The sequence below is a fragment of the Streptomyces sp. MGP-P1 genome, assembly GCF_057766565.1.
The window spans coordinates 2,941,013-2,963,951 of the sequence record NZ_JBYMEM010000007.1 but is presented as its reverse complement, the minus strand read 5'-3'; the positions used below and the strand labels follow the sequence as shown (position 1 = coordinate 2,963,951).

Here is a 22,939-nt window from a genome sequence, read left to right as displayed (position 1 = left end):
CATGCCCGGCCGCTCCCACCTGAGTGGCGGTAGGGCCTGGCCGGGACGGCGGGCTTCCTTCACCCGCCGCGACCTTCCACGGGCGGTCGCGAGCACCTTGCCGGGCTGTCCCCGACACCCCGGCCCCGCTCTGCCCGCCTGACCGCCGACGCCCTGCTCAAACCTGACGCGCTGCTCAAACCTGCCGTCGCCGGGCGCCCCGGTCCCCCGCGTGGTCAGGTGGAGTGGGGGCCGCTCCACACCGGAACGGCCCCCCGGACGACCCCGATCAGCTGTAGACGCCGAACTCGTGCAGTGAGTAGCCCCAGCCCGTGCCGCGGGCGGTGAGCTGGATCCGCACGTGGCGCGCCGTCTCGGTCAGGGCGATGGTGTCGATGTCACCGTTGCCGGACGTCGTGGTGTGGACCGTGCGCCAGTCGTTGCCGTTGTCCGAGACCTGGACCGCGTAGGACTTGGCGTAGGCCGGGTCCCACACCAGTTGCAGGGTGCGGACGGGCACCCGTGCGCCGAGGTCGACCGCTATCCACTGCGGGTCGCTCCAGTCGCTGGCCCAGCGGGTGTCGGCCCTGCCGTCCGTGGCGCGCTCCGGCGGGCAGGGGCAGTCCCCGTACGAGGCCTGCGAGCTGGAGGCCGTGGTGGCCTTGCCCAGGGCGACATTGGTGCCGGTCACCGGCGGGGCGACGACCTTGACCGACTTCGTCTCGATGCCCGCGTTGCCCTTTCCGTCCTCGGACTGGATGTAGACCTTCCACACGCCGAGCTTCTCGGGAGCGGTGACCGCGAAGGTACCGTCGCCGGTGGACCTGAACTGCGCCGGCACGAGCCGCTTGTCGCCGTTGGCGTAGTTGCCGCTGAGGAAGATCTTGTTGGTGAGCCGGTCGCCCTCGGGGTCGCGGATGTCCGCGCGGACGGTGAACTCCTTGCCCGCAGGGGCGGACCCGGCCGGCGTCACCGTCATGTCGGTGATGACCGGCGGCAGGTTGTCACCGGTGTTGGAGCCCGTGTACGCCTTCTTCACCGAGTAGTACGACAGCCGCTTGAGACCGTCGGGGATCAGGTTGAACCACACCCCGCCGAAGTCGTGCTCCAGGCCGTAGTGGAAGAGGGTCGCGCCCAGGGCCACGCCCCGGTGGCCGGTGACGCAGTCCCAGGACTTGGTGTAGCCGTCCCGCTTCTGCACGTCGGTAGGCTCGTCGGGAACACCGTTGGCGTCGTCGGGCACCTCCCACTCCCCCGCGGGGCCGCTCTCGGTGATGATGTAGGGCTTGGTGTAGCCCCCCTCCTCCCAGTCCTGCTGGACCCCGCACGTGTCGCCGTAGGCGTTCATCGAGTACAGGTCGAGGTCGGGGGCGTTGCGCTTGTAGTACGGCCAGGCGCCGGTCCACGCGTCGGTGGAGGTCACCGGGTGGTCGGCGTCGATGGAGTGGATCTTCTTGGCCGCGTCGTTGACGAACGTCGTGTAGGCGTTGCGCTGAGCTTCCAGCTCCGCGCCGCTGTAGCAGTTCTGGAGGCCGAGGACGGACTCGTTGCCGACGTTCCACATGAGGGTCGCGGGGTGGTTCTTGTAGGTCTCGACCCACTTGGCGATCTCGGTGAGCATGGTCGACTTGTACGCGGTGTCGGTGACGTAGTTGGCGCAGCCGCCGCTGCCGGGGCCGCCGCCGGGCTGGAGCCAGAAGCCGTTCATGACCCGCAGGCCGTTCGCGGCGGCCGCGTCGAGAAGCGGCTTGGTACTGGCGTCCGTGCCCCAGGTGCGGACGGTGTTGGCGCCCATCGACTTCAGGTCGGGCATGTACGTCGGAGCGTCCGCCATGGACGGGCCCCAGGTGAGGCCCTTGACGGTGTACGGCTGTCCGCCGACGGTGAGCTGCCACGCGCCCTGACCGCCGGTGACCTTGACGGCCCCGCCGGGCGGGGGGTCGGTGGTGCCCTGGGAGCCGTAGACCTGGAACTCCCAGAGGGAGTAGCCGTATCCACCGGGGCGCGCGGTGCCGAGCATCCGGACGTAGCGGCCGGAGCCGGCGAGGGCGAGGTCGTCGGTGCCGCCGTCGCCGTCGGTGACCTTCTTCAGGGTGGTCCAGTCGGTGCCGTTGTCGCTGGCCTGGATCTCGTAGGCCTTGCCGTAGGCGCCCTCCCAGGTCAGTACGGCCCGGCTCAGGTTCGACCTCTTGCCGAGGTCGATCTGGATCCACTGGGGGTCGGACCACTGGCTGGACCAGCGGGTGCCGGTGAGGTCGCCGTCGACGGCCTGTGCGGCGGAGAGGCCGGCGCCCTCGTTCGAGGAGGCGGTGGCGGTCTTGCCCTGGGAGATCAGGGGATCGGCGGCGCGCGCCTCGGTCGGCGCGGCGATGAGCGTGAGGGAGGAGGCGAACAGCGCGCCGAGGGTCAGGGTGAGAGCGGGTCTGCGCAGGGACAGCATGGCGGCTCCTGAGGAGGATGGGGGGCCACGGACGGCCGCCGTCGGGGAGGACGGCGGCCGTCCGTGGGAGAGAGGTTCGGCGGGTGAGCCCTCACCGCGGGGGTCCCCCGGGCCGATGGTCAGGATCGGCCCGGGGGTCGTCCACCGTGGGTGGTTTCACCGCGGGGGACGGATCAGGGGAAGGAGACCAGGGTGGACGGCACGGTCGTGGTGCCGGCCGGGACCGTGGAGGCTCCGGTGTTGTTGATGACGTGGTTGTAGTGGCCCATTCCGCCGAGCGACACCACCAGCAGGCTGTGGAACTTCACGCCCGGCTTCACCGGGGCCTTGAAGCCGTGGTCCTGGCGGATGGTCGAATCGACGTTGTAGTTGCAGTAGCTGCCCATCCCCCAGCCCTCGTGGACGTCGACGGAGTCGTCGACGCGGTAGGCGGCGTAGCCCTTCGTGTCGCCGTTCTGGATGGCTGCCTGATTGGGTGCGTCGTACGCCTTCTCGTTCTGGTAGAAGATCGTCCGGCCGCGCTCCCCGTACCACTCGACGTCGTACTTGTTGAAGTGTTCGACGAACAGGCCGGTGGCCAGCACGTCGTCGCCGTACACCCGGACCCCGTAGTCGGCGCGGTTGGTCTCCCAGCCGACGCCCTCGCCGTGGTCGGCGCGCCACACCCAGGTGTGGTCGATGATCACGTCGTCGCTGTGGACGGCGATGGAGGTGGTGGCCTTGCCGGCGCCCGCGCCGCCGATGCGGACGTAGACGTCCTGGACGGAGGTGGGGTTGGCGGCGTGGTCCGCGGAGGAGTTCTGCGCGCCGACCTCGAGCAGGGTCGGGGAGTTGACCGGACCGGCGTCGATCAGGAAGCCGGCGAGCTTGACTCCGTCGACGTCGGCGACCTTCATCGCGGTGACGCCGCCGTCGGGGATGATCGTCGCGAGACCGAGGCCGAGGACGACCGTGTCCGCGCGGTTGACGTTGATGGTCTGGTCGACGTGGTAGATGCCGGGGGTGAAGAGCAGGTTGAGGCCCTGCGACAGCGCCTGGTTGATGGTGGCAGCGGTCGCACCGGCCTTGACGACGTAGAACTTGTCCAGGCCGATCGAGGTGCCCTGCGGGGTGCCGTTCCAGGAGACGCCACGGGCGTTGGTGCGCTTCTCGGGAACGAAGACCTTGTACGTGTTGCCGTCCAGGTACAGGAACGGCTTCTCACGGGAGATCGGAGTGGTCTGCAGTGTGGTGTAGCGGGGCTCGGGGAACGAGTTGGCGGGTGCGCCTTCGACGCCCGAGAACGTCTGGTTCCAGACGGAGTTGGACCAGCCGCCGATCGAGCTGTCGCGGGTGTACCACTGCTGCTGGGAGTAGTTGCCGACCTGGCCGTCCACCTTGGAGTCGGCGATGTAACCGCCGCTGGCCCAGCCGTAGCCGTTCGGGGCCAGGTTGAGCCCGCCCTTGACGTGCATGCGGCGGAAGGAGGCGGCCTGCGAGACGGCCCAGCGGTTGGTGCCGTTGACCGGGTTCACCGCCAGGTTCTCGGCCGAGCGCCAGAAGTTCTGCGTCGCGTTGCCGTTGAACCAGCCCGCGTCCACGGTCACGTCACCGTTGATGGTGGTGTCGTCGGGCTTGAGGCCGAGGCCGGAGATCGAGGTGTAGAAGCCGATCTCGGCGTTCAGGTTGTTGTAGGTGCCGGGCTTGAAGAGGAACTGGTGCCGGCCGTTGCCGAAGTGCGCCGCCTCCTGCTCGTCGAAGACCTGGTCCAGTTTGGCCTGGATGTTGGGCGTGGAGGGGTCGAAGACGTGCACGTTCGGGCCGAGGTCGCCGCCGCCGGGCAGCTGCGGGCCGCCGGTGCCGCCGGACTCGCCGTAGACCTTGAACTCCCAGAGGGAGAACCCGTACTGGGTGCCGCGTTCGGTACCGTTCACTCGGACGTAGCGGGCTTCGCCGCTGACGTTCAGGGTGTCGGTGCCGCCGTCGCCGTTGGTGGTCTGGTAGGCGGTCGACCAGTCGGAGCCGTTGGCCGACAGCTCGACGCGGTAGCTCTTGCCGTAGGCCGCTTCCCAGTCCAGGACGACCTGGCTCAGCTGCGTTCTCGCGCCGAGGTCGACGCGTATCCACTGCGGGTCGGAGGCGGCGCTGGACCACCGGGTGGTGGCGTTCCCGTCGACGGCCGCAGTGGCCGGGGTGCCGTAGTTCTCCTCGCTGGAGGCGGTGACCGGCTTGCCCTGGGACAGCAGGACGGGTGCGGCCTCGGCCCGCGCGGCGGGAACGAAGGCGAGAAGAGTGGCGGCCAGGGCGGTGGCCATCGCGGCGACCATGCCGCGGGAGGCCGGTCTTGGGGTACGACGGCTGCCGGGGCCGTGGGGCACCGGGACCGCTGGGGATATGCCAACTGCGGGCATGCGGGGGCTCCTAGAGATCGAACCGAGACGAGAGAGCGCTCTCCCGGAACCTTGCCCGTCGCTTCAATCGCGGTCAAGAATCCTGACGCGACTTTTCTTTCGACTTGTATTAAGTCATCGTCTCCGTAGCGGCCCTGACGTCGGAACAGGCCGCGCACCAAGAAGGCGACCGGCCTCCCGCGGAGTCGGGCCGACGGAGAGCCGCCTGCCGAGACCGGCCGGCGGCTCGTCGTAGGGATCGAGGGGCCGATGCCCCTGCGGCAAGGCGGCGGGCCGTGCCGGATTCGGGGCCGGGTGGCGGTCGGGCCACAGGATGGCGTCCCCGATTCCGCTTCGGTCAGCGCGCGCCGCCCCTTCCTTGGTTCCGCGCAGCCTCTTCCCCTACCGCCGTGCTCCTCGGGTCATTCATCGCAAGCCGCTCGACGACCGCCGTCGCCGGTGGGCTTGGCCGCGGCCGGCCGGATCAGGCGAGCCCGAATGACCGGATCGCCGCGAGGAACTCCTCGGGCCGTTCCGTGTGGATCAGGTGCCCGGCGTCGATGGTGACCAGCTCGGCGTCCGGTATCTCCCCGGCCAACCGCGCGAGATGCCCCTGGTCGATGTGGCTGGTGGGGCCGCCTCCGATGACGAGGGTGGGCGCGGTGATCTCCGGGAACCGCCTCCGGACGGCCGGGTCGGGGTCGTTCAGCTGGACGTCGATGTCGGGGACGACGGGCCAGTCGAAGTCGAGCGCGCCCTCCGGGCGGACGGAGGGCGGCCGGGGCGGGTCGAGCGGGTGGAGGGGCGGCGCGTCCTCGATGACCAGCCGTCCGATCAGGCCCGGTTCCCGCTGGGCCAGGAGGTAGGCGGCCACCCCGCCCATGGAGTGCCCGACGACGGTCGCGCCGGCCAGGTTGCGGGCCTCCAGGAAGGCGTGCAGGTCGTCGCGGAACATCTCGAAGGAGTAGCCGCCGGGCCAGTCGCTCAGCCCGTGGCCCCGGAAATCGGGGGCGTACACACGGTGGTCGGCGGCCAGGTCCTCCGCGATCCGGTTCCAGGTCCCACTGGAGCCCGCCCGCCCGTGCAGGAGGACGACGGGCGGCGACGCCTCCTCGCCCCACACCCGGTATGTAAGCCGGACCCCGCCCGCCTGCACCGTACGGATGTCGGGGTCGAGGAAGGCCTCCACCGTACGGGCGAAGGCGCCTGGGTCGTCCAGCCACGGGAAGTGCCCGGCGCCCCGCTGGACGACGAACGAGGCACCCGGGAAGAGCGCGGCGAGCTCCGTGGCCCGGTCCGGGCTCGGGTGGCCGTCGTACTCCCCGGCGAGGACGAGGACCGGCACCGTCAGGGCGCGCAGGGCCCCCGCGGTGGCGGCGGGATCGAAGGCCCCCTCCCCGGCGTAGAGGCCGCGCGCCGCCGCGTTGGTCTGCCCGGCGGAGGCCTCGGCGTGTGCGCGGGCCGTCGCGTCCCAGCGGCCGTAGGTGAGGGGCCGGACGGCGGGCCACAGCTCGGCGAAAGGTCCCCCGGCGAGCAGCGCCTCCTGGGCTGCCCTCGCCTCGGGGTACCAGGGCTCGTCGCGCCGCAGCTCGGCGGCCTCGCGCAGGTCCTGGTCGCCGATCTCGATGCCCACGGCCCGGGTGCTGGGCGTGACGAGGGTCAGGGTGCGCAGCCGGTCCGGGTGGCGGGCCGCGTACAGCAGGGCCAGGTCGGCCCCGGCGGAATGCGCCAGTACGTCGATCCGGTCGAGGCCCAGGTGTTCGCGCAGCGCCTCCACGTCGTCCACGAGGCGGTCGCAGCGGTACGTCGAGGGGGCATCGGGCACACCGGAGTCGCCGCTGCCGCGGAGGTCCAGCAGTACGAGCTGCCGCCGGGCGCCGAGCCCTCCGAGGTCACCGAGATACGCGCTCGCCCGCATCGGCCCGCCGGGCAGGCAGATCAGCGGCTCCCCCTCCCCCACCAGGTGATAGGCGAGCGGGGTCGTGTCGTACGCGGAGAAGATCGGCATGCTCCCCATCCAAACAGGAAGCCGCGGGCGGGGGCACCGGACTTCGCCGCGGGCTGATCCGCCGCGAACGCCGCGCGCCTCTTGCCAGCACCCCCGGCCGCCTGAATTACTGCTCCCAGGAAGATCGACCGAATGATCGGTCGCCCCCTTGCGGCCTGTCCGTGACTTCTCGGTCGCCTGTTTCGGAGGGAAGGGGCCTGATGACGGCCATGCTGGACGCGGCGGAACGGCTCGGCCGGGGCGAACTGGAGGCCCTGCAACTGGAGCGGCTCCGGTCCACGCTGCGCCACGCGTACGACAACGTCCCCTTCTACCGGAACGCCTTCGAGAGCGCGGGGCTTCGGCCCGACGACTGCCGGGCGCTCGCCGATCTGGCCCGGTTCCCGTTCACCGTGAAGGCGGATCTGCGGGACAACTACCCGTTCGGGATGTTCGCGGTGCCGGAGCACGAGGTGCGCAGGATCCACGCCTCCAGCGGCACGACGGGGCGTCCGACGGTCGTCGGTTACACCGAACGGGACCTGGACACCTGGGCGGACGTGGTGGCCCGTTCGATCCGGGCGGCGGGCGGGCGGCCCGGTCACAAGGTTCATGTGGCCTATGGATACGGGCTGTTCACCGGCGGGCTCGGGGCGCACTACGGGGCGGAGCGGCTCGGCTGCACGGTGATCCCCGCGTCCGGGGGCATGACCGCGCGCCAGGTCCGGTTGATCCAGGACTTCCGGCCCGAGATCATCATGATCACCCCGTCGTACATGCTGACGCTGCTGGACGAGTTCGAGCGACAGGGCGTCGATCCGCGTTCGACGTCCCTGAGGGTCGGGATCTTCGGCGCGGAGCCGTGGACCGAGGGGATGCGGCGGGAGATCGAGGACCGGTTCGCCATCGACGCGGTCGACATATACGGGCTCTCCGAGGTGATGGGCCCGGGGGTCGCTCAGGAGTGCGTGGAGACGAAGGACGGGCTGCACATCTGGGAGGACCACTTCTATCCGGAGGTCGTGGACCCGTTCACCGGTGAGCTGTTGCCGGACGGCGAGGAGGGGGAGCTGGTCTTCACCTCGCTGACCAAGGAGGCGATGCCGGTGATCCGCTATCGCACCCGGGATCTGACGCGACTGCTGCCGGGGACGGCGCGGACGTTCCGCCGGATGGAGAAGGTCACCGGCCGCAGCGACGACATGGTGATCCTGCGCGGGGTGAACCTCTTCCCCACGCAGATCGAGGAGATCGTGCTGCGTACGCCGGCCGTCGCCCCGCACTTCCAGCTGCGGCTGACCCGGCACGGGCGGCTGGACGCGCTGACGGTCTTCGCGGAGGCGCGGGCGGACGCGACGACCGAGGAACGGGAGAAGGCGGCGCGGGCCATCGCGGCGGCGGTGAAGGACGGCATCGGGGTGTCGGTGAGCGTCGAGATCGTGGATCCGCAGACGCTCGAACGCTCGGTGGGCAAGATTCGGCGGATCGTGGATCTGCGGCAGTCCGGCACGGGCTGAGACAGCCCCGGTGACGGGCGTGTTCACACCACCGCAACACCCGTTCCCACGATGCGGACAGCGGCCGGGAAGTCTCGACAGGGAGGGCCGGGCACTGCCAGTCTCCCGCTATGCATCTCGCCAACCGGTCCCTGGTCACCGCCGTCTGCTCCGCCGTCGCCCTCTTGGCCGCCCTCACGGGGTGTGCCCCGCAAGCGGAGGAGGAGGCACCCGACCGGGCCGCCGGTGCGACGGCGTCCTGCGCTCCCGGCAAGCTCGCCACCCAGGTGTCCGGCAAGCTGACCGTGGGCACCGACAAGCCCGCGTACGCCCCCTGGTTCTCCGACGACGAGCCGTCCAACGGGAAGGGCTTCGAGTCGGCGGTGGCGTACGCCGTGGCGCAGCGGCTCGGCTACGGCCGCGACGCGGTGGTCTGGCAGCACACCCCGTTCAACAGCGCGTTCGCGCCCGGCGCGAAGAAGTTCGACTTCGACATCAACCAGGTCTCCGTCAGTGAGGAGCGGAAGAAGGCCGTCGCCTTCTCCTCCGGCTACTACGACGTGCGCCAGGCCGTCGTCGCGCTGAAGTCGTCGAAGGCCGCGAAGGCGACGCGGGTGGCCGACCTCAAGGACGTGAAGCTCGGCGCGCAGGTGGGCACCACCAGCCTCGACTTCATCACCGACCTGGTGAAGCCGAGCGAGAAGCCGGCCGTCTACCAGCGCAACGACTTCGCCAAATCGGCGCTGAAGACCGGTCAGGTGGACGCCATCGTCGTGGACCTGCCGACCGCCTTCTACATCACCGGGGCAGAGGTGCCCGAGGCCGAGGTGGTGGGCCAGTTCGCCGCCCCCTCGGGTGATCCCGAGCAGTTCGGTCTGGTCCTGGACCGGGAGAGCACGATCACCTCCTGTGTCAGCGGTGCGGTGGACGCCCTGCGGGAGGACGGCACGCTCGCGGCCCTGGAGACGAAGTGGCTCTCCGAGGCCGTCGACGCGCCGGTGCTCAAGTGACCCTGTACAAGACGCCGGCCGTCCACGAGGACGGCTACGTCCCCTCCGAGCGCCGGATCGCCCGCGAGCGGTACCGGCGGGCCCGCACCCGGCGGGCCACCGCGATCGCCGCGACCAGCACCCTGGTGACGGGCGCGGTGTTGTTCCTGCTGATCACGGGCTCACCCGGCTGGACCCGTACCAAGGAGACGTTCTTCAGCGCCCATTACGCGCGCGTCGCCTTCCCGCAGGTCATGGAGGGGCTGTGGCTGAACCTCCGGCTGCTCGCCGTGTGCGGTGCGGCCGTCCTGGTGTTCGGCCTGCTGCTGGCGGTGGCGCGCACCCTGCGCGGGCCGGTGTTCTTCCCCGTGCGGGCCCTGGCCACCGCGTACACCGACTTCTTCCGGGGGCTGCCGCTCATCATCTGCCTGCTGATGGTGGTGTTCGGGGTGCCCGCCCTGCGGCTGGAGGGGGTGACCACCGATCCGGTGCTGCTGGGCGGCGGCGCGCTGGTGCTGACCTATTCGGCGTACGTCGCCGAGGTCTTCCGGGCCGGCATCGAATCCGTGCATCCCTCGCAGCGGGCCGCGGCGCGTTCCTTGGGGCTGAGCGGCGGGCAGGCGCTCCGCTTCGTGGTGCTGCCGCAGGCGGTGCGGCGGGTGGTGCCGCCGCTGCTGAACGACCTGGTGTCGCTCCAGAAGGACACCGGGCTCGTCTCCATCGCCGGGGCGGTGGACGCCGTGTACGCGGCGCAGATCATCGCGAGCAAGGACTTCAACTACACCCCGTACGTCGTCGCGGGTCTGGTCTTCGTGGCGTTGACCATCCCGATGACCCGGCTCACCGACTGGGTGACGGCGCGGATGGACCGGCGGCGGGCCCAGGGAGGGATCGTATGAGCGTGACACCGGCCCCGGAAGCAGCCTCTCCGGTACTGCGGATGGAGGCGGTCCGCAAGTCGTTCGGGGCGTCGCCGGTGCTGCGGGACGTCGACCTGGAGGTCGCCCCGCACACGGTGACCGCCCTGATCGGCGCTTCGGGGTCCGGGAAGTCGACCCTGTTGCGCTGCGCCAATCTCCTGGAGGAGATCGACGACGGGGCGATCTGGCTGGAGGGCGAGGAGATCACGGACCCCCGGGCCGACGCGGACGCGGTGCGCCGACGGATCGGCGTGGTGTTCCAGGCGTACAATCTCTTCCCCCATCTGACCGTGCTGCAGAACATCACCCTGGCCCCGCGCCGCGTCCACGGGCTCTCCCGGCCCCGGGCCGAGGCGGAGGCCCGGGAGCTGCTGGAGCGGCTGGGGCTCGGGGCGAAGGCGGACGAGTACCCGGACCGGCTCAGCGGCGGTCAGCAGCAGCGGGCCGCGATCGTCCGGGCGCTGGCGGTACGCCCCCGGCTGCTCCTCCTGGACGAGGTCACGGCCGCCCTGGATCCGGAACTGGTGGGCGAGGTGCTGGGTCTCGTACGGGAGGTGAAGGAGGACGGCATGACGATGGTCATCGCCACCCACGAGATGGCGTTCGCGCGCGAGGTCGCCGACCAGGTGTGCTTCCTGGACGCCGGAGTGGTGCTGGAACGCGGCACGCCGGAGGAGGTTTTCGGCGCGCCCCGCCAGGAGCGCACCCGGCGGTTCCTGCGGCGGATCGTGGAGGCGGGGCGGTTGTAACGGCCGGTCCTGGAGTTCAGAACGCCGGCTTCAGGGAGCGGCCGGTCTCAGGGCAAAGCCGGTCTCGGGGCACGGCCGGTCTCGGGCAAGGCCGGTCTCAGGAAGGTCAGTTCGAGCCCAGCTCGTCCCGCAGTTGCCTCTTGAGGATCTTTCCGCTGGCGTTACGCGGGAGCGACTCCACGAACACGACGCGCTTGGGCGCCTTGAAGGCGGTGAGCTTCTCGCAGGCGTGGGCGATGAGTTCGCTCTCGTCCGCCTCGCCCCGCAGGACGACGACGGCGGTGACGGCCTCGATCCAGCGGTCGTCGGGGAGGCCGATGACCGCGGTCTCGGCGACGGCGGGGTGGGTGTAGAGGGCGTCCTCGACCTGGCGGGAGGCGACCAGGACGCCGCCGGAGTTGATGACGTCCTTGACCCGGTCGACGACGGTGAGGAAGCCCTCGGCGTCGCGGACGGCGAGGTCGCCGGAGTGGAACCAGCCGTCGCGGAAGGCGTCCGCCGTCTCCTCGGGCTTGTCCCAGTAGCCGGAGCACAGTTGGGGCGAGCGGTAGACGACCTCGCCCGCGGTGCCGTCGGGGACGTCCTCGCCCTTCTCGTCGACGACCCGGGCCTCCACGAAGAGGACCGGCCGGCCGCAGGACTCCATCCGGCCCTCGTGCTCGTCGGGGCCCAGCACGGTGGCCAGGGGGCCGATCTCGCTCTGGCCGAAGCAGTTGAAGAAGGCCAGGTGCGGGAGGCGTCTGCGCAGTCGCTCGAGGACGGGCACGGGCATGATCGAGGCCCCGTAGAACGCCTTGCGCAGACCGGCGAGGTCGCGGGTGGCGAACTCCGGGTGATGGGCGAGGCCGATCCAGACCGTGGGCGGGGCGAACAGGCTGTCGGCCCGCCCCGCTTCCACGAGGTCGAAGATCGTGGCGGCGTCCGGCGCGTCCAGGATGGTGTTCTCCGCGCCGACCGCCAGATACGGCAGCAGGAACACGTGCATCTGGGCCGAGTGGTAGAGCGGCAGGGAGTGCACGGGCCGGTCTGCGGCGTCGAGGCCGAGCGCGGTGATCGCACTGACGTACTCGTGGACCAGGGCCCCGTGCGTCATCATCGCGCCCTTGGGCAGGGCGGTGGTCCCGGAGGTGTACAGCAGCTGCACCAGGTCGTCGGAGGCGGGCGGGCGCTGCGGGGCGAAGACCCGTTCCGTCTCCAGGGCGTCGAGCAGCGAGCCGGGGGCGTCGCGCAGCGCGCGCACCGGGAGTCCGGCGGGGAGCCGCGCGGCGAGGTCCGGGTCGGTCAGGACGAGGGAGGAGCCGGACTGGTCGAGGAGGTAGGTCAGGTCGTCGCCGGTGAGGTTCTGGTTGACCGGTACGTGGACGAGACCGGCCCGTGCGCAGGCGAGGAAGCCGATCAGATAGGCGTCGGAGTTGTGCGCGTAGGCGGCCACCCGGTCGCCGGGGGCGAGAGCGTGCTCCTCGGTGAGGACGGCGGCGGCCGTGGAGACGGCGGCGTCCAGGGAGCGGTAGGTCCAGGCCCGGCCGGCGTACCGCACGGCGGTCCGGTCGGGGGTGCGCCGGGCGCTGCGGGTGAGGACGCCGTCGACTGTGCTGCTGCGTACACCTGTCATGGCGTGATCCTGTGCGGCCCGGCCCCCGGGGGTCAAGAGGCCGGATACCGACCAGACGGTTGACAGCTTGCGGGGCTCCTGGCTGAGTGACGCTTGGCCGCCCCGGCGTTCCGGACCGGCCGCGCCCGTGCCACCCGCACCGCTGGGAGGAAACGCCTTGACGTTACGCAACCGTCTGAGACTGCTCGGGGTCGCCGGTCTCGCCCTGTTCACCGTGTCGGCGTCGCTGCCGCCGGCCGCCGCGTCCGGGACCCACGAGACACGGCACCCGTCCGGGGGCGGACTCTCCGCCGTCATCCGGTACACGGAGTACGGCATTCCGCACATCGTGGCGAAGGACTACGCGCGGCTGGGGTTCGGCACCGGCTGGGCGCAGGCCGCCGACCAGGTGTGCACGCTGGCGGACGGCTTCCTCACGGTGCGCGGGGAGCGGTCGAGGTTCTTCGGCCCGGACGCCGCCACGGACTACTCCCTCTCCTCGGCGGCGACGAACCTCTCCAGCGACCTGTACTTCCGGGGCGTCCGGGACAGCGGCACGGTGGAGAAGCTCCTCGAGGAGCCCCCGCCCGCCGGTCCGAGCCGGGACGTCAAGGAGACGATGCGTGGGTTCGCCGCCGGGTACAACGCGTGGATCGCGCAGAACCGGATCACCGACCCTGCCTGTCGGGGCGCGTCCTGGGTACGCCCGGTGACGGCGCTGGACGTGGCGGCGCGCGGCTACGCGCTGGCGGTGCTCGGCGGCCAGGGGCGCGGCATCGACGGCATCACGGCGGCGCGGCCGCCGACCGCCGCTCCCCCGGCGACCGGGGTCACGCCCGAGGAGGCGGCGAGGGCGGCGCAGCGGCTGCTGTCGACGCAGAACGCGGACATGGGGTCCAACGCGGTGGCCTTCGACGGCTCCACCACGGTGAACGGGCGTGGGCTGCTGCTCGGCAATCCGCACTACCCGTGGAAGGGCGGACGCCGGTTCTGGCAGGCGCAGCAGACGATCCCCGGCGAGCTGAACGTGTCGGGCGCGTCCCTGCTGGGCTCGACGACGATCTCGATCGGGCACAACGCCGATGTGGCGTGGAGCCATACGGTCGCCACGGGCGTCACGCTGAACCTGCATCAGCTCGACCTCGATCCGGCCGACCCGACCGCCTATCTGGTGGACGGCAAGCGGGAGCGGATGACGAAGCGGACGGTGAGCGTCCCGGTGAAGGGCGGCGCGGCCGATGTAACCCGCACCCAGTGGTGGACCCGCTACGGGCCGGTGGTCACCTCGTTGGACGGGGAGCTGCCGCTGCCGTGGACGGCGAGCACGGCGTACGCGTTGAACGATCCGAACGCGACGAATCTGCGGATGGCGGACACCGGGCTGGGTTTCGGCAAGGCCCGTTCCACGGGTGACGTCGAGCGTGCGCTGCACCGGTCGCAGGGTCTGCCTTGGGTGAACACGATCGCGGCGGATCGGGCGGGTCACTCGTTCTTCGCCCAGTCGCAGGTGCTCCCGAGGATCACGGACGAGTTGGCGGAGCGCTGCTCCACCCCGCTGGGCCGGGCCACCTACCCCGCTTCCGGTCTCGCGGTGCTGGACGGCTCGAGGGCGGACTGCGCGCTGGGCAGCGACCCGGACGCGGTGCGGCCGGGGATCTTCGGCCCGGGCCGGATGCCGGTGCTGAAGGACCAGCCGTACGTGGAGAACTCCAACGACAGCGCGTGGCTGACCAACCTGGATCGGCCGCTGACCGGGTACGAGCGGGTCTTCGGCACGATCGCCAGGCCCCGGTCGATGCGGACGCGCGGCGCGGTCGAGGACGTCGCGTCGATGGCGGACCGGGGCCGGCTCCGGGTCGGGGACCTTCAGCGGCAGCAGTTCGCCAACCGTGCGCCTGCCGGGGATCTGGCGGCCTCCGAGGCGGCCGAGTGGTGTGCGGCGCTGCCGGGCGGCACGGCGGTGGGCACGGACGGGACGCCGGTCGACGTGTCGGCGGCCTGCCGGGTGTTGCGGCGCTGGGACCGGAGTGTGGACAGCGACAGCCGGGGCGCGCTGCTCTTCGACCGTTTCTGGCGGAAGGCGTCGTCGGCGCGCGCCGCCGAGCTGTGGAGGACGCCGTTCGATCCGGCCGACCCGGTGCGCACTCCGCGCGACCTGAACACGGCCGCGCCCGTTCTGGGCAGGGCCCTGGCGGACGCCGTGGCGGAGCTGCGGGCGGCGGGCATCGCGCTGGACGCGCCGCTGGGTGAGCACCAGTTCGTCGTACGGAACGGCAAGCGGCTCCCGATCGGCGGCGGGACGGAGTCGCTGGGCGTCTGGAATAAGACCGAGCCGCGGTGGAACGCGGCGGGAGGCGGCTATACGGAGGTGTCGTCGGGCTCCAGCTACATCCAGGCGGTCGGCTGGGACGACAGTCGCTGCCCGGTGGCCCGGACGCTGCTGACGTACTCCCAGTCGGAGAACCCGAAGTCCCCGCACTTCAGCGACCAGACCCGGCTGTACGCGGGTGAGCGCTGGGTGACGTCCCGCTTCTGCGAGAAGGACATCGCCCGCTCGCCGGCTCTGCGGGTGGTGCGGGTGAACGAGCGGCGGTAGCGCGGTGGGTGCGCCCGTGCGCCGTGCGAGGGGCGTCCGCCTCGGCGCACGGGCGCCCCTTCTCACTGACGTGTCGTGAACATGCGCGCGACGCGTCACGCTCCGCTGAGCCGTCTGCCGCGAGGGCGGCGGGGGGCGGGTGGCGGTCACGTCATGCCGAAGAACCGTGCCGGGATCATCGCCTCGACGTCCGCCTCGGTGACGCCCTCGACCTTCTTGGCAGGCATGACGACGTCGAGGCCGTAGGGCTTGCCGTCGGCGAGGTCGTGCAGGCGGTCCAGGTCGCGCGCGAGATCCTCGGGAGCGGTGTAGCGCACCGCTCCGAGCACACCGAAGCCGCCGGCTCTGGTGATGGCCGCGGCGACCTCGGGGAACGGCGTGAAGCCGAAGACGGTGTGCTCGATTCCCGGTTGGCGGCTCAGTTCCGTCTCCCTGGGCGGCAGGATGCCGCAGCGGGGCGGCCGAGAGAAGACCTTCACTGATGCAGCGTCAGATTCTTTGCGGGCCGGGACGCACCCGGGAGCGCGGGGGTGACAGTAATCTCTGCGGCGGCAGGAACTTTCACTGCTCGGCGAGATTTCGGAAATTACTTTCGCGGGGGCTCCGGCGCGGCGGGCACGGCCCGCTGACCGGACGTCGGACGCGGGAAGGAGTTGCGGATGACCGGGGACATGCGGGGCGAGGGACGGGCGGCGAACGGCCGGGACGCGCGAGGAGGCCCGGAGCCGGCCGGAGGCCACGGCTCCACGACCGGCCCGCGTCCGGCCGGGGGTCGGGCCGCCGGCGCCCGCGCGGCCGGCCGTGGCATCGCCCGGCGGTGGCTGGGCGGCGGGATACTGGCGCTGGGCGGCGCCCTCGCGCTGACGCCGATTCCGCTCGCGGGCGCGGCCGACCGGGGCGGGCCGCGCGCGGGGACGGCGGACAGAGCGGCGGGCAGGGGAGCGGGCATGGAGTCAGGGGCGCACCGGCCCACGTTGCGGCGCGGGAGCGCGGCGCGCGCCGGGCTGCTCCAGGAGCCGCTGGACCAGCTCGTCCGGGACGCCGAGGCCTACCTCGCCGACTCCCCCGCGCACCCCTGGTACGCGGGCGCGGTCCTGCTCGCCGGGCGGGGCGGGACGGTGGCGCTGCACCGGCCGATCGGGAAGGCGGTGCGCTATGCCGCGTACGACGAGAAGACCGACACCGGGGTGGAGTTCCCCGCGGACCAGCAGATCGCGATGGCCGAGGACACCGTCTTCGACCTGGCCTCCATCTCCAAGCTGTTCACCTCGCTCCTGGCGGTCCAGCAGATCGAGCGCGGGGCGCTGGAGCTGGAGGCCACGGTCGCCTCGTACCTCCCGGACTTCGCGGGCGGCGGCAAGCAGGACATCACCGTCCGCCACCTGCTGACGCACACCTCGGGTTTCCGTTCGTGGATCCCGCTGTACGAGGAGCCGACCCGGGAAGGGAAACTCCGGAGGCTGTGGGACGAGGTCCCGGCGAGCACCCCGGGCAGCGCGTACCTCTACTCCGACCTCAACCTGATCTCGCTGCAACTGATCCTGGAGAAGATCACCGGCCGCCCGCTGGACGCCCTGCTCCGCGAGGAGATCACCGCCCCGCTCGGGATGCACCGCACCCGCTACAACCCGCCCGCCTCCTGGAAGCCGAAGATCGCGGCGACCGAGGACGCCCGGCCGCCCTGGTCCGGCATCGATCGCGGGCTGGTCTGGGGCGAGGTGCACGACGAGAACGCCTACAGCCTGGACGGGGTGGCGGGCCACGCCGGGGTGTTCTCCTGCGCCTGGGACCTCGCGATCCTCGCCCGGACCCTCCTCAACGGCGGGGTGTACGGCCGCTCCCGCGTCCTGTCCGAGGAGTCGGTCGACCTGCTGTTCACCGACTTCAACACCGCGTTCCCGGGTGACGAGCACGGCCTCGGCTTCGAGCTCTACCAGCACTGGTACATGGGGGCGATGGCGACCCCGCGCAGTGCGGGGCACACCGGATTCACCGGGACCAGCCTGGTGCTCGACCCGTCGACCGACACCTTCCTCATCGTGCTGGGCAACTCCGTCCACCCGGTGCGGAGTTGGCGCTCGGGCAGTGCACCCCGGGTGGCGGCCGCCAACCAGTTGGCGCGGGCCGTCCCGGTGCGACCCGAACGGGGGCGTACGGCGTGGTTCTCCGGGATGGCGAGCGCGTCCACCGCCACCCTCACCCTGCCCGCCCTGCGTCTGGACTCCGCACGGGCCCGCCTGGAGTGCGCCCTGTGGTGGGACACCGAACGGGCCGCCGACGGCCTCTTCCTGGAAGCCTCGACGGGGCAGGACTGGCAGCCGGTGCCGTTCACCACCTTCGCGCCGGCCTCCGGCCACCGGCCGGTTCCGCAGCCGCACCCGGCCGGTTCGGTGACCGGCTGGTCGGGGCGCGTGTGGCACCGTCTCGAGGCGGACCTGACGGCCTGGCGCGGCCGGGACGTACGCCTGCGCTGGCGCTACGCCACCGACCGGCTGTACGTGGGACGCGGCGCGTACGTGGACGGGCTGCGGATCCACGACGGCGTCCGCACGGTCTTCGACGCGGAACGGCCCCGGGACGCCGGCCGGATCGAGGCGACCGGCTGGGTTCCCTCGGCGGACTGAGCCAGGCCCGAACGGGGAGGGGCGCGTCGGCGGCCGGCGCCCCGCGCACCGCCCTCGGTCCACCGGGCGGCGTCGACTCTCCGCCGTCCCGCTCTCCCCCGTCGTACCGCTGGGGCCACTGCTGCTCGGCCCGAGTGTTCCGGTCCTGCTCGCCCTGTCCTTCGCCGATTCCAGGAGGCGCGCCTGATGACCCGACTTCCGCGCACCGCCCCGACCGCCGCGCTCGTCGCCGGCCTCGCCCCGCTCGTCGTGACCACGCCGTCGGCCGCGGCCGAGGCGGCGCGCGCGTACTACGTGTCGCCGTCCGGGAGCGACGCGAACTCCGGTACGTGGGCGGGCGCCCGACCGGCCGCGATCCAGACGGGGGCGGCGGCCTGCACGTCATCGGCATGACCCTCAAGAACGCGGTTGACGCGTGCCTGCGGCTGCGCTACCTCGTCACGGGGGCAGAGGTGAACGACCACACCATCACCGGCAACGTGGGCGGGGGCATCAGGTTCACGCGCACCCCGCAGGGCCCCGTCTGCTCCAACACCATGAGCGGCACCGCGGGCGGCGACGCCGTGGGCACCTACGGCAGCTCCTACGACCCGACCGGTGTGGGCCCGCGGTGAGCGGCCGGGGGCCCGCGAGACGCGGGGTTCTGTACGCGGCGGCAGCCGGGGCCGCCGCGGTCGCCGCCACGGCGGCGGACGCGCGCGCGGCGGGGCCCACCGGCCCCGCGCGTTCGCGCTGGACGACGTCCTGGGCCACGGCCCAGACCGCGCCGACCGCCACCGATCCGGTGGCGTACGCCGGGCTGACCGACGGCGACTGCACGGCCGTGCTGCGGCTGTCGGCCGGAGGCGCGGTCCGGCTGCGGTACGCGAACGCCTTCGGGACCGCGCCCGTGCTGGTCGGCCCGGTGACCGCGGACGGCCGGCCGGTGACCTTCGCAGGGCGGAGCCAGGAGTGGCTGGCGGCGGGCGCGAGTCTGACCAGTGACCCCGTCGCGGGGCTGCGGGTGGCAGACGGGGCGCGGCTGGAGGTGCGGACGCGGGTCCCCGGCCCGACCGGCCCGCTCTCCTTCCACCGCAACACCCATGCCTGGCACACCGTCGACGGGGTGCGCACCCGGTCGGTCCTCCTGCTGACCGGGGTGGAGACCACCGGGGCGCGCGGCCCGGTGCTCGCGGTGTTCGGCGACTCCATCGCGGAGGGCGTCGGCACCCCCGACGACGCCGATCTGCGGTGGCCCGACCAGCTGGCGCGGCGGCTGCCCGGGGCGGCCGTCGCCAACCTCGGGATCAGCGGCAACCGGCTGCTGCTCGACGACGTCCGCTTCGGGCCCGGCGGCCAGGCCCGCTTCGACCGTGACGTGCTCGGGCTGCCGGGACTGCGGACGGTGCTCGTCCACCTGGGCGTCAACGACCTCCAGCAGCCGCCGGGCCAGAGCGGTCCGGACCAGGTCCTGGCCGGCTACCGGCAGGTGGCGCTGCGCGCCCGGGGCGCCGGGCTGCGGGTCGTGGGCGCCACCATCACCCCGTTCGAGGGGTGGACCCGCTGGTCGCCCGAGGTGGACGCGGTGCGCGAGCAGATCAACCGGGCCGTGCGCACCGGGCGGATCTTCGACGGCGTGGCCGACTTCGACGCCGCACTGCGCGACCCGGACCGACCGTCCCGGATGCTCCCCGCCCACGACAGCGGCGACGGTCTGCATCCGGGCCCTTCCGGTCACGCGGCGCTCGCCGCCGCCGTCGACCGCCGTGACCTTTTGTGAGCCGTCGTGAGCCGAGATCTCCCCAGGGCGGCGCCGCGTACGCCCTGCCGCGCAAGCTCGGTGCGCTGCGGGGGGGGTGTTCGGGGCCTGAGGAACCGGCGTCACCGGCCAGGCGCGGCCGTCACCGCGCTGTGGCCGGGCCCCGTTGACGCCGGGAGGCGTCGTCGCCGGCGTCCCGGCCGGTCTTGGGCGGGCGTGCGGGTCAGGTGCGGTGCGGTCCGGCGGCCTCCGCCGACCGTCCGAGCCGCTCCAGGCAGTGCGCCTCGTCGTCGCGGGCCGCCAGCGTCTGGGGGTGGTCGGGGCCCAGCACCCGGGCGCGCGCCGCGGCGACCTCCCGGTACGCCGTCAGCGCCTCGCTCCACCGGCCGAGCCAGCCGAGCCCCGCGGCGACCTCCCGGCGGCTGATCACGGTGTCCGGGTGATCGGGTCCGAGGGTGCGTTCCCGGAGCGCGCAGACCTCGCGCGCCTCGGCGAGCGCCTCCTCCCAGCGGCCCGTCCGCCCCAGGTTGACCCCGAGCCCGTGCCGGGCGCGCAGCGTCTCGGGGTCGGCGGCGCCCGCGGTCCGGGTGCGGTCGGCGACCAGGGAGCGGTACAGCTCCAGGGCCTCCGCGTCGCGGCCGAGCCGGCCGAGGCTGATGCCGGCCTCGTAGCGGGCGGCGAACGTGTCGGGGTGATCGGGGCCGAGGGTGCTCGCGCGGGCCCTGGCGACGTCCTGGAAGGTGTCCAGCGCCTCGGCCCAGCGGCCCAGCCTGCCCAGCGTGTACGCCACTTCGTAGCGGGTGGTGAGGGTGTCGGGGTGCGTCGGGCCGAGCAGCCGGGCGCGGGCGTCGGCGACCTCCCGGGCCAGCTGCCAGGACTCCTCGGGCCGCCCCAGCCTGCTGAGGTTGAACGCCATGTTGTGGCGGCAGCGCAGGGTGTCGGGGTGGTCGGGGCCCATGACGCGTTCGCGGACGGCGAGGACCGCCCCGTACACCTGGTGGGCCTCGGCGTGCCGGCCGAGCCGGCCCAGGGCGTGGGCGGTCGCCTGGCGGGCGGCGAGCGTCTGCGGGTGGTCGGCGCCCAGGGCGCGTTCGCGGCCCTCGGCGACCCGGGCGAACTCGTGCAGCCCGTCCTCGGCCCGGCCCGTGCGGCTGAGGGTGAGGCCGAGTTCGTAACGGCTGGCGAGGGTGTCGGGGTGGTCGGGGCCGAGAACGCGGCCACGCTGGGCGGCGACCTCCCGGTGCACCTCGCCCGCCTCCTCCCAGCGGCCCAGGCGGCCGAGGTCGATGCCCGCGCCGTGACGGCCGTCGAGCGTGGCGAGGAGATCGGGAACGGGGGGCCCGGCCGGCCCGGGGACGGCGGGGCCGGAGTGCGGGGCGGTGGCGGAGTGCGGGGCGGTGGTGGTCCACCGGCCCGTCAGCCCCGCGGCCGGGTCGGGCCGTTGCACGCCGGGGCCCGTCGCCCCGGTCGCCCGGTGTCCGGCGGTCATGGAGCGGGTCCAGGCGGGCAGGGCCCTGATGCGCGGGGCCGGCAGCCGCTCGGCGCCGGGCAGGGCGAGGGGTCCCGGCCCGAGCGCGGGCTGTTCCCCGGTCCGGCCGAGGACGATGCGGCGGCGCAGGTCGCCCGCGTCGACGGGCCGCTCCTCGGGGGCCTTGGCGAGCAGGTCGAGGACGACGCGGTCGAGGAAGCCGGGCAGGTCGGCACGGTGCGTGCGCAGCGGTTCCGGCGGGGTGTCGCGGTGGCCGACGAGCACGGCCCAGGCGTCGTCCTGGTCGAACGGCGGTACGCCGGTGGCGATTTCGTACAGGACGCAGCCCAGTGAGTAGAGGTCGCTGCGGTGGTCGACCTCCTTGCCGCTGATCTGCTCGGGCGACATGTAGTGCGGGGTGCCCATGGCGACGCCGGTGGTGGTGAGGCGGGACGTCATGCCGATGTCGTGGCCGAGGCGCGCTATGCCGAAGTCGCAGATCTTCACCGTGCCGTCGGTCAGCCGCATGATGTTGGCCGGCTTGAGGTCGCGGTGGACGATGCCCTGCCGGTGGGTGTAGCCGAGGGCGTCGGCGACCTGTTCCGCGATGTCGACGACGTGGTCGACGGGCAGCGGGTGCTGCTGGTTCTCCTCCAGCAGCTGGCTCAGGTTGTGCCCGTCGAGCAGCTCCATGACGAGGTAGAGCACGCCCTCGTGCTCGCCGAAGTCGTGCACGACGGTGACGCCCCGGTGCTGGAGGGAGGCGGCCACCCGGGCCTCGCGCCGGAAGCGTTCGCGCAGGATACGGGTGAACGCCCGGTCGTGCTGGGGGCCCATGGGTTTGAGGCATTTGACGGCGACCTGACGGCCCAGCGACTCGTCGCGGGCGCGCCACACCTCGCCCATGCCGCCGCGCCCGATCAGTTCGAGCAGTCGGTACCGGCTCTGGATCAGCCTGGTGTCCGCCATCTGCCGCTTCCCGCCCCCGTAGTTCCCCGCTGCTGGCGCTGTGCCCTCCCCGGCCCGTCCAGTATGGCGGCCGGCCCGCGGAGTTTGTGCGCGGCGGGGCGGCTGTCGGGCCCCAGCCGTGCCATCGCACCGAGGATATGACCGGGCGGCAGCTGCCAGCGCACCCGGTCCGGGATCGCCCGCAGGACGGCGCCGGTGGCGCGCAGCCGCCGGTCGACGGTGGCCGGCGGCGGGGCGGGGCGGCCGTACAGCTCGTGGGCGTACGGGGGCAGGGACTGGTAGGCCAGCGCCGCCACCCGCCGCCACACCAGGGCGCGCGCCGGAACGAGCCAGGGGCGCACGGGCGGGCTGCGGAGGAAGTCGTCGACGTCGGCGGCCTCGGCTCCGGCGGCGAGTTCGGGGCGTACGCGGTCGAAGTAGGCGGCGAGTGCGGCGGTGGTGGCGGGCACCCGGTCCGGGTCGAGGCCGACGAGGCGGGCACCGGTGCGGTGTTCGTCGATGTACCGGTCTGCCTGGGCGTCGGTGTGGGGGTAGCCGGAGCGGCGCTGGACCTGGAGGTAGGAGTCGGCCTCGGCGCAGTGCACCCAGAGCAGCAGTTCCGGTTCGTCGACGCCGTACGTCTCCCCGGTGTCCGGGTCGGTGGCCTCGATCGCCCGGTGGATCCGGCGGACCCGGGCGCCCGCCTCTTCGGCGGCGTCGGTGGTGCCGTAGGTGATGGTGCCGACGAAGGACGCCGTACGCATGAGCCGGCCCCAGGCATCCCGGCGGAAGTCGGAGTTCTGGGTGACTCCGCGCACGGCGCGCGGGTGGAGTGCCTGGAGGTAGAGGGCACGGATGCCCGCGATCCACATCATCGGGTCGCCGTGCAGCTGCCAGGTGACCGACCGGGGCCCGAAGAGGCCGGGGTCGGGTCGCGGCGGGGAGACGTCGTTCATCCGCGGGTACCTCCGGTTCGGCGGTGCACGGGGGCGGCGCCGGTACGCGCACGGACCGGGACCGGGACCGATGGTACGTCGGGGAGGGG

General features: G+C 72.7%; 15 protein-coding genes and 1 pseudogene. 9 read left to right on the top strand and 7 right to left on the bottom strand.

Annotation, left to right across the window (positions count from 1 at the left end; all coding sequences use genetic code 11):
• Positions 1–268: 268 nt before the first annotated feature.
• From AC3CH1_RS34935 to AC3CH1_RS34925, 3 genes are all read right to left on the bottom strand, one after another.
• Positions 269–2,419, bottom strand: coding sequence for a discoidin domain-containing protein (locus AC3CH1_RS34935; RefSeq protein ID WP_488466546.1), 2,151 nt, complete (start codon positions 2,417–2,419; stop codon positions 269–271).
• A gap of 173 nt (positions 2,420–2,592) precedes the next feature.
• The gene (locus tag AC3CH1_RS34930; RefSeq protein WP_488466545.1) at positions 2,593–4,809 is read right to left on the bottom strand and encodes a discoidin domain-containing protein; all 2,217 of its coding nucleotides are present in this window, start codon (positions 4,807–4,809) and stop codon (positions 2,593–2,595) included.
• A 463-nt stretch (positions 4,810–5,272) separates the two neighbouring features.
• Positions 5,273–6,796, bottom strand: a complete 1,524-nt coding sequence (locus tag AC3CH1_RS34925) for an alpha/beta fold hydrolase (RefSeq protein ID WP_488466544.1) — start codon at positions 6,794–6,796, stop codon at positions 5,273–5,275.
• A gap of 200 nt (positions 6,797–6,996) precedes the next feature.
• On the opposite strand from AC3CH1_RS34925, the gene paaK reads away from it, so the two are divergent.
• From paaK to AC3CH1_RS34905, 4 genes are all read left to right on the top strand, one after another.
• Complete coding sequence (gene paaK, locus AC3CH1_RS34920; protein WP_488466543.1) at positions 6,997–8,292, top strand: phenylacetate--CoA ligase PaaK; 1,296 nt, start codon at positions 6,997–6,999, stop codon at positions 8,290–8,292.
• A 110-nt stretch (positions 8,293–8,402) separates the two neighbouring features.
• A complete protein-coding gene (locus tag AC3CH1_RS34915) occupies positions 8,403–9,281 on the top strand; it encodes an ABC transporter substrate-binding protein (protein WP_488466542.1) in 879 nt (292 codons plus the stop codon).
• Complete coding sequence (locus AC3CH1_RS34910) at positions 9,278–10,159, top strand: amino acid ABC transporter permease (RefSeq protein ID WP_488466541.1); 882 nt, start codon at positions 9,278–9,280, stop codon at positions 10,157–10,159. The genes AC3CH1_RS34915 and AC3CH1_RS34910 overlap by 4 nt, the downstream gene beginning before the upstream one ends.
• Positions 10,156–10,929, top strand: a complete 774-nt coding sequence (locus AC3CH1_RS34905) for an amino acid ABC transporter ATP-binding protein (RefSeq protein ID WP_488466540.1) — start codon at positions 10,156–10,158, stop codon at positions 10,927–10,929. The genes AC3CH1_RS34910 and AC3CH1_RS34905 overlap by 4 nt, the downstream gene beginning before the upstream one ends.
• 106 nt (positions 10,930–11,035) lie before the next feature.
• Here AC3CH1_RS34905 and AC3CH1_RS34900 read toward each other — a convergent pair whose 3' ends face one another.
• Positions 11,036–12,541, bottom strand: a complete 1,506-nt coding sequence (locus tag AC3CH1_RS34900) for an acyl-CoA synthetase (RefSeq protein WP_488466539.1) — start codon at positions 12,539–12,541, stop codon at positions 11,036–11,038.
• Positions 12,542–12,698: 157 nt separating this feature from the next.
• Here AC3CH1_RS34900 and AC3CH1_RS34895 point away from each other — a divergent pair, with 157 nt between their 5' ends.
• Positions 12,699–15,116 carry an acylase gene (locus AC3CH1_RS34895; RefSeq protein WP_488466538.1) on the top strand — a complete coding sequence of 806 codons (2,418 nt, stop codon included), beginning with the start codon at positions 12,699–12,701 and terminating at the stop codon, positions 15,114–15,116.
• A 155-nt stretch (positions 15,117–15,271) separates the two neighbouring features.
• On the opposite strand, the pseudogene AC3CH1_RS34890 reads toward AC3CH1_RS34895, so the two are convergent.
• Positions 15,272–15,559 (bottom strand): annotated as a pseudogene (locus AC3CH1_RS34890) (nitronate monooxygenase); the annotation flags it as partial.
• A gap of 216 nt (positions 15,560–15,775) precedes the next feature.
• Between AC3CH1_RS34890 and AC3CH1_RS34885 the strand changes: the two are divergent.
• The 4 genes from AC3CH1_RS34885 to AC3CH1_RS34870 all read left to right on the top strand — a co-directional run bounded on the left by AC3CH1_RS34885 (position 15,776) and on the right by AC3CH1_RS34870 (position 19,499).
• The gene (locus AC3CH1_RS34885) at positions 15,776–17,740 is read left to right on the top strand and encodes a serine hydrolase domain-containing protein (protein WP_488466537.1); all 1,965 of its coding nucleotides are present in this window, start codon (positions 15,776–15,778) and stop codon (positions 17,738–17,740) included.
• 186 nt (positions 17,741–17,926) lie between these two features.
• Entirely contained in the window at positions 17,927–18,133 is a 207-nt protein-coding gene (locus tag AC3CH1_RS34880) for a hypothetical protein (RefSeq protein ID WP_488466536.1), read from the top strand.
• Positions 18,130–18,354, top strand: a complete 225-nt coding sequence (locus tag AC3CH1_RS34875) for a hypothetical protein (RefSeq protein WP_488466535.1) — start codon at positions 18,130–18,132, stop codon at positions 18,352–18,354. Before AC3CH1_RS34880 ends, AC3CH1_RS34875 begins: the two co-directional genes overlap by 4 nt.
• Complete coding sequence (locus AC3CH1_RS34870) at positions 18,351–19,499, top strand: SGNH/GDSL hydrolase family protein (RefSeq protein WP_488466534.1); 1,149 nt, start codon at positions 18,351–18,353, stop codon at positions 19,497–19,499. The genes AC3CH1_RS34875 and AC3CH1_RS34870 overlap by 4 nt, the downstream gene beginning before the upstream one ends.
• Before the next feature lie 202 nt (positions 19,500–19,701).
• On the opposite strand, the gene AC3CH1_RS34865 is transcribed toward AC3CH1_RS34870, so the two are convergent.
• Both AC3CH1_RS34865 and AC3CH1_RS34860 read right to left on the bottom strand, forming a co-directional pair.
• Entirely contained in the window at positions 19,702–21,915 is a 2,214-nt protein-coding gene (locus AC3CH1_RS34865; RefSeq protein ID WP_488466533.1) for a serine/threonine-protein kinase, read from the bottom strand.
• The gene (locus tag AC3CH1_RS34860; RefSeq protein ID WP_488466532.1) at positions 21,897–22,850 is read right to left on the bottom strand and encodes an oxygenase MpaB family protein; all 954 of its coding nucleotides are present in this window, start codon (positions 22,848–22,850) and stop codon (positions 21,897–21,899) included. The genes AC3CH1_RS34865 and AC3CH1_RS34860 overlap by 19 nt, the downstream gene beginning before the upstream one ends.
• Between the last annotated feature and the right edge of the window lie 89 nt (positions 22,851–22,939).

Coding starts and splice junctions, on each gene's coding strand:
- AC3CH1_RS34935 (WP_488466546.1), bottom strand. CDS start 2,419: ATGCTGTCCCTGCGCAGACCCGCTCTCACCCTGACCCTCGGCGCGCTG.
- AC3CH1_RS34930 (WP_488466545.1), bottom strand. CDS start 4,809: ATGCCCGCAGTTGGCATATCCCCAGCGGTCCCGGTGCCCCACGGCCCC.
- AC3CH1_RS34925 (WP_488466544.1), bottom strand. CDS start 6,796: ATGCCGATCTTCTCCGCGTACGACACGACCCCGCTCGCCTATCACCTG.
- paaK (WP_488466543.1), top strand. CDS start 6,997: ATGACGGCCATGCTGGACGCGGCGGAACGGCTCGGCCGGGGCGAACTG.
- AC3CH1_RS34915 (WP_488466542.1), top strand. CDS start 8,403: ATGCATCTCGCCAACCGGTCCCTGGTCACCGCCGTCTGCTCCGCCGTC.
- AC3CH1_RS34905 (WP_488466540.1), top strand. CDS start 10,156: ATGAGCGTGACACCGGCCCCGGAAGCAGCCTCTCCGGTACTGCGGATG.
- AC3CH1_RS34900 (WP_488466539.1), bottom strand. CDS start 12,541: ATGACAGGTGTACGCAGCAGCACAGTCGACGGCGTCCTCACCCGCAGC.
- AC3CH1_RS34885 (WP_488466537.1), top strand. CDS start 15,776: ATGACCGGGGACATGCGGGGCGAGGGACGGGCGGCGAACGGCCGGGAC.
- AC3CH1_RS34880 (WP_488466536.1), top strand. CDS start 17,927: ATGACCCGACTTCCGCGCACCGCCCCGACCGCCGCGCTCGTCGCCGGC.
- AC3CH1_RS34875 (WP_488466535.1), top strand. CDS start 18,130: ATGACCCTCAAGAACGCGGTTGACGCGTGCCTGCGGCTGCGCTACCTC.
- AC3CH1_RS34865 (WP_488466533.1), bottom strand. CDS start 21,915: ATGGCGGACACCAGGCTGATCCAGAGCCGGTACCGACTGCTCGAACTG.
- AC3CH1_RS34860 (WP_488466532.1), bottom strand. CDS start 22,850: ATGAACGACGTCTCCCCGCCGCGACCCGACCCCGGCCTCTTCGGGCCC.